We start from the raw sequence: 12,971 nt of genomic DNA, 5'->3' as shown, positions 1-12,971 counted from the left end.
ACCGATCAGCCTTAGCCAATCCCACATGAGCCTTCAATGAATGGCTGCGGGTGACGACACCACCTGTCGCCACCGTTGGCCTTCCCGTCCTACCGGTTACCCAGCAGCACCCTGCCTTCCGCTGTCGGCAGCGTCAGTCCACCCAGAGCAGCAATCGTCGGCGCGATGTCGCGCATGTCGATGTCGCCGAGCGACCTTGCCTTCGGCACGCCAGCGCCAGCAATGATGAACGTCGCCCGCATCTCCGGCATATCCGGCGCATAGCCGTGCGTGCCCTTGCTCTTCGACGGCGACAGCATTGGCTTTGTCGGGTCGTAGCCCATCGCGAACCCCGCCTTGAAGGCGACGTAGAACGAGGCCTGCGGGTTGGCGCCCACCGCCGCCATGGCGGCACGGTCGTAGATTTTCGCGATGCCGTTGGCAGGGTCCGCCGCCAGCCTGGCCAGCAACGCACCAACCTTTTCCTCCAGCGCCTTGTCGTCCGGGCGGGCCAGCACCACCGCGCCGGAGCCGCCGCTCGGCCACGGCATCGCCTCCCACGCCGTCACCGCGCCCTTGTCATCAAGGGTGATCAGGCCGGCCTCGACGAAGGCGCGCGGCACGTTGAGTTCGGTGTGCAGCGGCGCGAAACCATGGTCGGAGACAATGGCGACAATCGCACCCGGATCAACCTTGCGGGCGGCCGCCACCGCCTGGCCGACCAGCGCGTCGATGCGCTTGAGCACCGCATGGGCCTGCGGCGTCCCCGGGCCATACTGGTGCTGCTCATGGTCGAGTGCGGTCCAGTACAGCGTGATGAAATCCGGCTGCTCGGTCTCGATCAGGCGGATGCCGAATTTCGCGCGGTTCTCGTCGCCCTCGATGCTCTCGTCGATGCCCTGGGCATAATGTCCGCAATGCGATTCCAGCGCCGGAAGCAGGCCGGGCGTCGCCAGCGCCGCCATCAGCTTGCGATCGTCCTCGTGCCCGGTGCGCCAGATCTGCGGCAGGTTGAGATCGGCATTGGCCGACACGCTGACCGGCCAGTGGACGTTGGCGGTCTTGCGACCGGCCTTTTCCGCCGCGTCCCACAGGGTCTCGACCTTGATGTCGGTGGCATACCAGTACCAGCCGGCCTGGTTGATGCGGGCCGGATCGAAGGTCAGGTTGTTGACCACGCCATGGGCCGCCGGCGCGGTGCCGGTGAGCAGCGTCGTGTGGCTGGGGTAGGTGACGGTGGGCAGCACGCCGCGCACGCCGGTCGCGGAGGCGCCGTCGCGCACCAGCGCCTTGAGGTTGGGCACCTCGATTCCGCGCTTGTCCGCCTCCAGCACGTCGGCGGGGCGCAGGCCATCGATGGAAATCATCACGATTTTCGGCGCCGCGTCGGCACCGGTTGCGGCCAGCACCAGCAGGCTGGCGGTCAGGAAAGATGCAATGCGCATGGTCGGTCTCCAGGAAAAAAGACGGCCGCCCGCTCGGATGAACAGGCGACCGCAAGGGGGTACGGAGAGAAAGAGTCGCATCGCCTGCCGCCGGCTTGCGGCGCACGGCAGGCGATGCGGATCACGTCAATCGCCTCAGAACTGCTTCTTGAGGGTGATGAAGGCGGCGCGCGGCGAGCCCGGCAGCAGGGTCATGCTGTCGCCCGACACCGTGAAGCCGCCCGAACCGACCGTCGACACGTAGTTCTTGTCGAACAGGTTGGTCACCTGGCCCTGCACCACCAGACCTTCCAGCATCGGCGAGCCGGAGAAGCGGTAGCCCAGCGTCAGGTCCACCAGCACGCGACCCTTCACCGAGGCATCGTTGGTGTAGCTGTAGTAGCGCTTGGAGGTGTAGTTGGCGCTCAGCGTGCCGAAGAAGTTGTCGTCGTCATAGCTGAGTTCCGCCTTGGCGAGGTGCTTGGGCGCATCCACCACGGTCTTGCCAGAGACCTCGACGGTGACGGTCGTGCCGCCACTGAACACCTGGTAATCGTCCTCGTAGGTGGCGTCGGTATAGGCGTAGGAGGCGAAGGCCGACCAGTTGTCGGCGAACTTCCAGTCGATCGCTGCTTCAATGCCCTTCGAGGTCACACTGCCGACATTGGCCAACGTCGAGGCCGCGCCGACGATCTGCGCCACGTTGGGATCGGCGATCGACAGTTGGCGGTTCTTGAAGTCGACGTAGAAGGCGGTCAGCGAGCCCTGCAGGCCCGACGAGCGGAAGCGCCAGCCGGCTTCCCAGGTGGTCGAGGTTTCCGGCTTCAGCGTGTCCTTCATCGCCTCGAACGCGACCGAGGTGGTGCCGAAGGTGCCCTGGGTATAGGCACGCATGTTCTTGGTGAACGAGGCGAAGACCTGGTGGTCGTCGTTCAGTTCATAGACCATGCCGAGCTGCGGCAGGAAGTTGTCCTTGGCGGTGATTTCACCGGCCGTCGGATTGGAGCCGGTGGCCACCAGCGCGGTCGATTTGATCTTGGCGCGGATCGACTTGAAGCCACCGTTGATGGTGAGCTGGTCAGCCACCTTCCAGGTGTCGGCCAGATAGAGCACCGCGGTGTCGGTGTCATACTGGAAGTACCACTGGGTATAGAACGGGTTCTTCATGTAGTTGGTGGACTTGCGGCTCGGAGTGTCGGCGTCGTCAAGACCGTAGAAGCGCCGGGCCTGCTTGAACTGGTTGTCCTCGTACCAGAAGCCGGCGGTCAGCGTGTGGCTGCCCAGCTCCAGGTCGAGCGAGCCGGTCACGCCCTTGCGCACCATGTCATATTCGGTGGTGCGCACCGAGATCGGCGCGCCACCCGGGGTCGCGACATAGGGCGTGTACCAGATACCCTGGCCCTCGTTGTCGTGCCAGTAGCCCTGCAGGCGCAGCGTGATCTTGTCACCGATCGGGGTGTCGTAGGCGAGGCTGCCCAGCCAGTCCTTGCGCAGGCCGGCGGCGTCGAAATAGGCATCGTCGACGCTGGTGAACGGCGCCGGATAAACGCTACCCCCGGACTGGTAGACATTGGCGACGGCAACGGCGAGCGCCCAATCGTCGGAAATATTATCCCAGTCATGACCCAGCCGCCCGATCATCTCGGCCGACATGTCCTGATAGTCGTTTTCCTTGCGGTCGGACCAGTTGAGGAAGCCGGTCAGCTTGCCCTCACCCACCGGCTGGACCACCTTGAAGTTGGCCTGCTGGTAGCGCTGGATGCCCTCGCCCTTCCACTTGTCGGCGTCATGATAGACGTAGCTGAGATAGGCGCGGGTGCCGGTCGCGGCGATCTCACCGGTTTCCAGCCGGACCACGCCGCGCCAGGTGTTCTCGCTGCCGTAGGTGCCCGACACGAAAGCGCCCATGTCGGCGTCCGGGTCCTTCGAGAAGAACTGCAGCGTACCGCCGAGGTTGCTGGTCGAGGCGGTGCCCAGCGCACCGGCGCCCTGGGCGACTTCGATGCGGCCGATATTCTCGTTGGAGATGGCGCGGCTGATGTGCAGACCGTTGTGGTTGCCGTAGCTCATGTCGCCGAGCGGCACGCCGTCCAGCGTGAAGCCGAGTTGGCTCTGACCGAAGCCGCGCATGGTGATGCGGGTCGACCACTCATAGGCGCCGAAGGCGTCGGCGTAGTTGAAGTTGACGCCCGGCAGCTTGTCGACCGCCTTGAGCGGGCTGGCGCCCGGCGTTTCCAGCGCCAGCTGGGCAGCCTGGACTTCCTGAACCTGGCGCGCCTCGCCGCGACCGAAGACGATGATATCCTCAAGACCCTCGGCTGCGGCGGCATCGTCCGCCAGCGCCGGTGCTGCCGCCAGCGCCATCAGCGCCGAGCAGGTGGACAGCAACAGGTACTTGGTCATTCGCATGGGAAACCCCCTGAACATGATTGTGCAGCGCCGCAACGGCGACGCGGGGGCTTCTTGGCGACCGTCAGTGACAGTGCGATGACGATGATATTTCAGATTTTATGCATGAAATATTTCTAATGCATATGCTCTAGAGTGTTGCAGAAATGCCAGCCGCCCCGGCCGGTGCGGAACCTCCCCGCACCAACCAGGTTTCTATTTTTCCTCAATTTTTCCAGTTCGTTACCCGGCGGAGACAGCCTTATTGGGCGGCCAGTCGCGCCGGCGTCGCCTGCGGCCCACGAATGACCGCGCCCGGTCGCGCACCGGTCGCCACGCCATCGCGGAACGTGACAACGCCGGCCTTCAGGGTGGCGGTGTACCCGTCGGCGCGCTGCAGCAAACGCCGCCCGCCGGCCGGCAGATCGAAGGCCATATAGGGCTTGTGCAGCCGCAGCCGGTCGAGGTCGATGACGTTGACGTCGCCGAGATACCCCGGCGCCAGCACGCCGCGATCGTGCAGGCCGTAGAGCGCGGCGGTGTCGTGCGCCTGGCGCTTGATCGCCAGTTCCAGCGGAATGCGCGCCCCACGCGAGCGCCCCTTCACCCAGTGGGTGAGCAGGAAGGTCGGCGCCGCCGCGTCGCAGATGACACCGCAGTGGGCGCCGCCATCCGACAGGCTGACCACGGTGTTGGGGTGGTTGAGCAGCGTGTGGACGAAATCCAGATTGCCGTCGGCGTAATTGAGCAGCGGCAGATAAATGAAGCCCCGGCCCTCGTCCGCCATCATCAGGTCGTAGGCGACCTCCTGCGGCGACCGGCCCTCGCGCTCGGCGATGGCGGCCAGGCTCTTTTCCGGCCCCGGCTCGTAGTCCGGCTCGTCGCCCAGCGAGAACTGCATCGGCCAGCCGCCCATGACGATATCGGCGATCGGCCCCAGGTCGATGCGCGGCCGGCTGTTGGGTTCGGCCAGCAAGCGGGCGCGGAACGCCGGGTCGCGCAACTGCGCCAGCTGCGCCGGCCACGGCTGGTCGGCGATGGCCAGCCACGACGGCCGGGTGATGAACGGGTGCGCGCTGGAACGCCAGTTCATCAGCACCCCGGTGCCGCGAATGGAAATCTGCGCCGTCACGCGGGAGCCCGCCGCCACCGCCTGTTCGGTCATCCGCAGCTGCTCGTCCCAGGGAATCGCCTTGATCGGCGATTGCAGCAGCGCGAACGTCACCGGCAGACCGGTCCGGCGCGAGACCTCGCTCATCCAGGCGAATTCCTCCACCGCCGGGTTCATGTCGCCGGCCATCTCGAACACGCCATGGCCGACGCGGCGGAACGCCTCGCCGATGCCCAGCAGTTCGGCGTGGCTGGCGTAGGTGCCCGGCACCACCTCGCCGTCGATGGCGCGGTGGATCATCGTGCGCGAGGTGGAAAAGCCCAGCGCGCCGGCCCGCAGGCCATCCTCGACGATGGCCGCCATGCGGGCGATGTCCTCGTCCGTCGCCGGCTCGTTGCGCGCGCCGCGCTCGCCCATCACGTAAGCCCGCACCGCGCCATGCGGCACCTGGGTGCCAACGTCCACCGTGCGCGCCATGCGGTCGAGCGCGTCGATATATTCCGGGAAACTCTCCCACGCCCAGTCGATGCCCTCGGCGAGCGCGGTGCCGGGAATATCCTCCACGCCCTCCATCAGGCCGATCAGCCACTGGTGGCGGTCCGGCCGCGCCGGCGCGAAGCCGACACCGCAGTTACCCATGATGACACTGGTGACGCCGTGCCAGCTTGATGGCGCCATATCCGGATCCCACGTCGCCTGGCCATCATAGTGGGTGTGGATGTCGACAAAGCCGGGGCACACCAGCTGGCCGCGCGCGTCAATCTCCTCGCGCCCGCGCGCACTGATCGAACCGACGGCGGCAATGCGTCCGTTATCAATGGCGACATCGGCCTCCCGGCCGGGCGCGCCCGTGCCGTCAACGACAAAACCGCCGCGAATAACCACGTCGTGCATGGCGTTCTCTCCCCCAGTCATCGGCCTGTTCACGGCCCGCGGACGCGCCTGATGGCGCTTGTTGCCGGGGAGGCTAACATGGGGGTCGGACGCGGTAAATATGCGGAGTTGAACTCCGTAGTCTTAGATCAACCGGCCGGGCGCGGCCGTGCAACCGGCTTACAGCAGGCGCCGGCGCGCGGCCTGCACATGGTCGACCACCTTGGCCAGCGCGGTCGGCAGCCCCACCGTCTCCACCGCCGCCAGCGGGTGCCAGAAACCCTCGGCGAGGTTGATCCGCCGGTCGAGCCGCGCCGTGGCCACCGCCAGTTCCAGCCGGAAATGAGTGAACACATGCACCACCCGGCCGGGTAGCACCTGCCAGTCGGCCGCCACTGGCGCCGAGGCCACGGCGGCGGCGATGTCGAGCCCGTCCTGCCAGTCGCTGGAGGGAATTTCCGGCAAGCCGCCCAGCAGGCCGCGCGGCGGCCGGCGGCGCAGCCACAGCTGATCCTCCGCCTCCAGCCAGTAGGCGACGCCCAGCCGGGTCGGCCGCGCCACCTTTGCCGCCTTCACCGGCCAGCGCTCCGGCGTGCCACTGGCACGGGCCGCACAGTCCGTCGCCAGGGGGCACACGTCGCAACGCGGCGCGCGCGGCGTACAGACGGTGGCGCCGAGATCCATCATCGCCTGGGCGAAATCGCCGGGCCGCCGGTCGGGCGTCAGGGCGTCCGCAAGATCACGCAGGCGTGGCCGCGCCGCCGGCAAGGCCGCATCGACAGCGCGTAGCCGGGCCACCACCCGCTCGACATTGCCATCGACCACCACCGCGCGGCGGCCAAAGGCGATGGCGGCGATGGCGGCGGCGGTATAGGCGCCGATGCCCGGCAGCGCCCGCAGCCCCTCTTCGGTGTCGGGGAAGCGGCCGCCATGATCGCGCGCCACGGCCACCGCACAGGCGTGCAGGTTGCGTGCCCGCGCGTAATAGCCCAGCCCCGCCCAGGCCTGCAGCACCGCCTCGATGGGGGCGGCCGCCAGCGCCGCGACATCCGGCCAGCGTTCGAGGAAGCGGGCGAAATAGCCGCTGACGGTGGCGACGGTGGTCTGCTGCAGCATCACTTCCGACAGCCAGACGCGATAGGCGTCGGTCGGCGGCGCCCCCGGCGGCGCGCGCCACGGCAGCACGCGCGCGTGATCGTCGTACCAGGCAAGCAGTTTGTCGGCGGGGGACTGGACGGACATCCCCTCCCCTATGGCATAAGGGCCGCCATGAAGAAACCGGACAGCACGGCTAGGAAACGGCCATCGGGCGAGCGCCGCGGGGGCGTGCGCGCGCTGGCCGAGGTGGCGCCGAAGATCGCCGGCCCCGCCTTTCGCCGCTTCGGCTTCGCCCAGGCCGCCATCGTGTCGCGCTGGGCGGAGATCGTCGGCCCGGAGTTTGCCCGCTTCTCGCTGCCACTCAAGCTCGGCTTCCCGCCCAGCAAACGGGTCGGCGGTACGCTTACCATCCAGGTCGATGGCCCTTTCGCGCTGCAGATGACCTATGTGCAGCCGCAGATCATCGAGCGGGTCAACCGCTTCTTCGGCTATGCCGCCGTCGAACGCATCGCCCTCAGGCAAGGCCCGCTGCCCGCTGACCATGCCGGCGTCCGCGCCGCGCCACCCCCGCTGTCGCCCGCCGATGAAGCCGCCTTGCAGCAGGCGACCGGCGGCATCCGCGACACCGGCCTCGGCGAGGCCATCCGACGCCTCGGCCGGCTGGTACCGCCCACCCCATCCACACGGAGACCGTCCGGATCATGACCCACACAGCCTCCCGGCTGGCGCTCGGCCTGCTGTTCGCCTTCCTGCTCGCCGCACCGGTGGCGGCGCCCCGCGCGGCACCGGCGACGGGTGCGCCCGCCGCCCAGCCCGCCCTGGCCATACAGTCGACCGTCGAGGGCGGCTTCGCCATCGGCGACCCCAAGGCGCCGGTGACGCTGATCGAATATGCCTCGCTCACCTGCCCGCACTGCCGCCATTTCCACGAGGAAGCGATGCCGACCCTGCGCAAGCTCGCGGCCCAGGGCAAGCTGCGCTACGAGTTTCGCAACTTCATCCTCAACGGCCCCGATTTCGCCGCCACCTTGATAGCGCGCTGCCAGGGCCCGGCCGGCTTTTTCAGGTGGACGGACACCTTCTTCACCCAGCAGGACAAATGGCTGGAGCCCTTCGGCCGGATCACCGAACAGCAAGGCGAATCGATCCAGAAGGCCCAGCCGGCACAACAGCCGCGCATGATCGCCGAGCTGGGCGGCCTCGTCGGCTGGGTGACCGCGCGCGGCCTGAAAGCGGACTCGGTCAAGGCCTGCCTCTCCGACGTGCAAGGTCAGGAAGCCGTGCTCAAGCTGCGCCAGCTCGGCGCCGAATACCACGGCGTACACCTGACACCGAGCTTCGTACTCAATGGCCTGCCACTGAGCGATACCGGGGACTGGGCAACGCTCCAGCCGCAACTGAACGCCATGCTGTCACGCTGATCGACCGCCGGCCAGATGTTGTGGATAACCACCAAAGCCTGTGGATAACCGCCGCCGTGGGGCTTGGCAGAAGGCCGTCCGGCGGACCATACTGTCGCCCCACCAGTAATAGACAAACCTGCCCGCGAGACCACGACATGTTGAGATCACTGTCCCCTGTCCGGAAGACCCTGCCGGCGCTTGCCATCCTGGCGGTCCTGGCCGGCTGCGGTGAGGAGGCGAAGGCGCCGGAACCCGCCGCGCAAACCACCGAACCCCTCGCCCAGACCACGCCGGGCGACTGGACCAAGACCCTCGCGGCCACCCCCGAGGGCGGCTTCGTCATGGGCAACCCCGACGCACCTGTAACGCTGATCGAGTACGCCTCGCTCACCTGCCCGCACTGTCGCGACTTCCACATGGAGTCGAAGGAACCGCTCAAGCGCGATTACATCGCCACCGGCAAGGTTAAGTACGAGTTCCGCAATTTTATCCTCAACGGCCCGGATTACGCGGCCTCGCTGCTGGCCCGCTGCGAGGGCGCCATCCGGTTCTTCCCGCTGGCCGACAACTTCTTCGACAAGCAGGCGCAGTGGATCGAACCCTTCGGCAAGATCAGCGAGGAACAGCAGAAGGCTCTCAATGCCCTGCCGCAGGACCAGCAGCTCAAGGCGCTGGCCGAGGCCGGCCGGCTGGACGCCTGGGCACGCAAGCTCGGCATCCCCAAGGCCAAGTTCGACCAGTGCCTGAGCAACCAGACGGAAGTGGCGGCGCTTGCCCGTGTCCGTTCGGAGGGCGTGCAGAAATTCCAGATCAGCGGCACGCCCAGCTTCATCGTCAACGGCGAGAAGCTGGAGAACGCGCATAACTGGGCGCAGGTCAAGCAGCGCCTCGACGCCGAGCTGCAATAGTCAGGGCCCGCCACCCATGCACTTCCAGCGGCTGCGCCTGTCGGGCTTCAAGTCCTTCGTCGATCCCACCGAGATGCGGATCGAGGACGGGCTGACCGGCATCGTCGGCCCCAATGGCTGCGGCAAATCCAACCTGCTGGAAGCCCTGCGCTGGGTGATGGGCGAGTCCTCGGCCAAATCCATGCGCGGCGGCGACATGGAAGACGTGATCTTCGCCGGCACCACCCAGCGACCGTCGCGTAACTTCGCCGACGTGGCCCTGCTGCTCGACAACCGCGACCGGCGGGCGCCAGCCCAGTTCAATGAACACGAGGAAATCGAGGTCAGCCGGCGCATCGAGCGCGAATCCGGTTCCGCCTATCGCGTCAATGGCCGCGACGTCCGCCAGAAGGACGTGCAGCTGCTGTTCGCCGATGCCGCCACTGGCGCCCACTCGCCGGCCCTGGTCAGCCAGGGCCGTATCGGTGCCATCGTCACCTCGAAACCGACGGATCGCCGCGCCATCCTGGAGGAGGCCGCCGGCATTTCCGGCCTGCACGCCCGGCGCAAGGAAGCCGAGCAGCGACTGCGGGCGGCGGAAGGCAACATCACCCGCCTCGACGATGTGATGGGCCAGATGGAAGGCCAGCTGGCGGCGCTCAAGCGCCAGTCGCGCCAGGCCGAGCGCTATCGCGCGCTGTCGGAGGACATCCGCCGGGCGGAAGCCATCCTGCTCTACCAGCGCTGGACGGAAGCGGCCCAGAAGCTGGCGGAGTCGGAAGCCCAGCTGAAGGCGATCGACGCGGAAGTGGCGACGCTGACCCGCGCCAGCGCGCAGCTGGCCACCGAACAGGCGACGCTGGCCGCCGATCTGCCGGCGCTGCGCCAGAGCGAGGCCGAGGCGGCCGCCGCCTGCCAGCGCCTGACCATCGCCCGCGACGAACTGGCGGCGGAAGAGAAGCGCATCACCGAGCGCCACCAGCAGCTTACCCGCCAGCTTGAGGACATCGCCCGCGACCGTGGCCGCGAGGACGCGCTGGCCGCCGACGGCGCCGCGGCACTCGCCCGGCTGGCCACCGAACGGGCCGAGATCGCCACCCGGCTGGAGGCCGAGACCGTCCGCGAGTCCGCCGCCCGCGAAGCGGTCGCGGAAGCCGAGGCCGCCGCCTCCACCGCCGAGCGGCTGTTCGACGAGCTGACCCAGCGCAACGCCGAGACCGTGGCCCGCAAGCGGGCGCTCGACGCCCAGGCCGACGCCGCCCGCCAGCGCATTGCCCGGCTGAACGAGGACCTTGGCCGCATCGCCCAGGAGAAGGCGCGGCTGGAGGCGGAAGCGATGAACGACGGCGGCCTGGGCGAGACCCAGGCGACCGTCGCCGCCGCCGAGGCCGCCTTGAAGGACATCGCCGAGCGCATCGGCCGGGCCGAGCAGGAACGCGGCGAGGCCGACGCCGCCCGCCAGCGCATCCGCGCCGAATCGGAAACCGCCCGTGACGCCGCCCGCGCCCGCGCCGAGGCGGAACGCGAGGCCGTGCGCGCCAGGACCGAGACCGAACGCCGCGCCGCCGCCGAGGCACTGGAGGCTGCCCGCGAGGCCGCCACCCGCGCCCGCCGCGAGGCGGAAGCCAGCGTGACCTCGCTCAAGAGCGAGCTGGCCACCCTCGATCGTCTGCTCGCCGCCCGCCAGAACAGCGGCGGCGGCACGCCGGTCATTGACCTGCTGACCGTCGAGCCCGGTTACGAGGCCGCGCTCGGTGCCGCGCTGGCCGAAGACCTCAACGCCCCGGTCGGCGGCGAGGCCAAGCGGCGCTGGTCGGAGGCTGCCGTTGACGCCAGCACGGACGCGCCGCTGCCCGCCGGCACGCGGGCGCTCGCCGCGCTGGTGCAGGCGCCGGCCGCGCTGACACGGCGCTTGCGTCAGATCGCCGTCGTCGACGACGCGGCGGCCGCCCTCGCCCTGGTGGCCCAGCTGAAGGTCGGCCAACGCCTGGTCACCCGCGACGGCAAGCTCTGGCGCTGGGACGGCTTCCACGCCGCCGCACCCGCCAGCGCCTCGGAGCAGGAACGCCTGGCCCAGCGTAACCGCCGCGCCGTCGTCGCCACCGACCTCGACGCGGCGCAAGCCCGCCTGAGCCAAGTCACCGAGGAAGGCACCACCGCGCTCGCCGAGGCGCAGACCCGCCAGCAGGCCACCCAGGCCGCTGGCAGCGCCGCCATCGCCGAGGCCGACGCGCGAGCGAAGGAGATCATTGCCGAAGCGCAGGCCAGGCTGGAAACCGCCGTGGCGCACGCCCAGGCCCGCCTGGACGCGGCGGTGGCGACCGAAAAGGCGGCACGTTCCGAACGTGTGACACAGGAAGCCGCGCTCGACCAGGCTCGCCGGCGGCTGGCCCAGTTGCAGCAGGAAGCCACCAGGCGCGACACCCGCCTGCAGGGGCTGAACGACACCCAGCGCCGGCTCAACGAGGAGATGACCGCCCGCGAGACCGATCGTGCAGCCGCCCAGGCCGCCGTCGCCGCGCTGCCGGACGTCGAGGCGCTGGGCGCCGAGGTGGGCGAACAGCGCCGGGTCGTCGAACGCCACCGTGCCGATCTGGCGACAGCACGGGCGGCCCTCGACACCCTGCTGCGCCAGTTGCAGGCCGATGCCCGCCGCATCGAGGCGATCGACGTCGAGACGGCGGCATGGGACAGCCGGCTCGCCAGTGGCCAGCAGCAGGCCGACATCCTGCGCGAGCGCGAAACGCAGGCCCGCGAGGAACTGACCGCCATCGAGGCCCGGCCGGCGCAGATCGCCGACCAGCGCAACCGTCTGATCGACCAGCTGGCGGAGGCCGAAAGCCGCCGGCAGAACGCCGCCGATGCACTGGCGCACGCGGAAGGCGCGTTGAAGAGCAAGGACGCCGAGGTTCGCCAGACCAGCGAGGCGCTGGCGCAGGCGCGCGAGATTCGCGGCCGCCTGGAAGCCGGTGTCGAGAACTACAGCGCCCGCCGCCAGGAGCTGGCGTTGACCGTCGGCGAGCAGTTCCAGTGCCCGCCGCCGTTCCTGCTCCACCAGCTCGGCATCCCCGCCGACGAGGCGCTGCCACCGATCCGCGATCTCGAAACCCAGCTCGACCGCCAGCGCGGCGAGCGCGAACGGCTTGGCGCTGTCAACCTGCGCGCCGACATCGAGTTGCAGGAACTCGACGCCCAGCGCGAAACCATGGCCACCGAGCGCGCCGAACTGGAAACCGCCATCGCCAAGCTGCGTGCCTCCATCGGCACCTTGAACCGCGAGGGCCGCACCCGGCTGCTGGAAGCCTTCACGGCGGTCAACGCCCACTTCTCCGAACTGTTCACCACCCTGTTCGGTGGCGGCCAGGCGCATCTGGAACTGATCGAATCGGACGATCCGCTGGAAGCCGGCCTCGAAATCATGGCATCCCCACCGGGCAAGCGGCTGCAGTCGCTGTCGCTGCTGTCGGGCGGCGAGCAGGCGCTGACGGCCTGCGCGCTGATCTTCGCCGTGTTCCTCACCAACCCGTCGCCGATCTGCGTGCTCGACGAGGTGGACGCCCCGCTGGACGACGCCAACGTCGAGCGCTTCTGCGACCTGCTGGTCGAAATGACCCGCAAGACCGAGACCCGCTTCCTCGTCGTCACCCACAATGCCGTCACCATGAGTCGGATGGACCGCCTCTACGGCGTCACCATGGCCGAGCGCGGTGTCAGCCAACTGGTTTCGGTCGACCTGCGACACGCCGAACTGCTGCTGGCGGCCGAGTAGCACGCCCCCGGCGGCGGGTCCGGCCGGCCCAAAGCCGCC

General features: G+C 68.8%; 8 protein-coding genes. 4 read left to right on the top strand and 4 right to left on the bottom strand.

Features of this window, described 5'->3' with window-relative positions:
* Positions 1-89: 89 nt before the first annotated feature.
* The 4 genes from ABU113_RS00475 to mutY all read right to left on the bottom strand — a co-directional run bounded on the left by ABU113_RS00475 (position 90) and on the right by mutY (position 7,017).
* Positions 90-1,424: an alkaline phosphatase family protein gene (locus ABU113_RS00475; RefSeq protein ID WP_454557502.1), complete on the bottom strand. Its 1,335-nt coding sequence runs from the start codon at positions 1,422-1,424 to the stop codon at positions 90-92.
* A 135-nt stretch (positions 1,425-1,559) separates the two neighbouring features.
* A complete protein-coding gene (locus ABU113_RS00470) occupies positions 1,560-3,812 on the bottom strand; it encodes a TonB-dependent receptor (protein ID WP_454557501.1) in 2,253 nt (750 codons plus the stop codon).
* A 241-nt stretch (positions 3,813-4,053) separates the two neighbouring features.
* Positions 4,054-5,796 (bottom strand): N-acyl-D-amino-acid deacylase family protein, encoded by a 1,743-nt coding sequence (locus ABU113_RS00465; protein WP_454557500.1) that lies wholly within the window; start codon positions 5,794-5,796, stop codon positions 4,054-4,056.
* Between the two features lie 159 nt (positions 5,797-5,955).
* On the bottom strand, positions 5,956-7,017 hold the full coding sequence (gene mutY, locus ABU113_RS00460) for an A/G-specific adenine glycosylase (protein ID WP_454557499.1): 1,062 nt from the start codon (positions 7,015-7,017) through the stop codon (positions 5,956-5,958).
* 27 nt (positions 7,018-7,044) lie between these two features.
* Between mutY and ABU113_RS00455 the strand changes: the two genes are divergently transcribed.
* The 4 genes from ABU113_RS00455 (at position 7,045) to ABU113_RS00440 (ending at position 12,932) form a co-directional block, all read left to right on the top strand.
* Positions 7,045-7,578, top strand: a complete 534-nt coding sequence (locus ABU113_RS00455) for a DUF721 domain-containing protein (RefSeq protein ID WP_454557498.1) — start codon at positions 7,045-7,047, stop codon at positions 7,576-7,578.
* Positions 7,575-8,294 (top strand): thioredoxin domain-containing protein, encoded by a 720-nt coding sequence (locus tag ABU113_RS00450; RefSeq protein WP_454557497.1) that lies wholly within the window; start codon positions 7,575-7,577, stop codon positions 8,292-8,294. The genes ABU113_RS00455 and ABU113_RS00450 overlap by 4 nt, the downstream gene beginning before the upstream one ends.
* 137 nt (positions 8,295-8,431) lie before the next feature.
* Positions 8,432-9,184 (top strand): thioredoxin domain-containing protein, encoded by a 753-nt coding sequence (locus ABU113_RS00445; RefSeq protein ID WP_454557496.1) that lies wholly within the window; start codon positions 8,432-8,434, stop codon positions 9,182-9,184.
* Positions 9,185-9,200: 16 nt separating this feature from the next.
* Positions 9,201-12,932 carry an AAA family ATPase gene (locus ABU113_RS00440; RefSeq protein WP_454557495.1) on the top strand — a complete coding sequence of 1,244 codons (3,732 nt, stop codon included), beginning with the start codon at positions 9,201-9,203 and terminating at the stop codon, positions 12,930-12,932.
* Positions 12,933-12,971: the final 39 nt, after the last annotated feature.

This window comes from Parapedomonas caeni (assembly GCF_041060555.1).
Taxonomy (GTDB): domain Bacteria; phylum Pseudomonadota; class Alphaproteobacteria; order Sphingomonadales; family Sphingomonadaceae; genus CAUJIW01.
The sequence above is the reverse complement of the archived record's forward strand: the minus strand, read 5'-3'. Positions and strand labels throughout refer to the sequence as shown.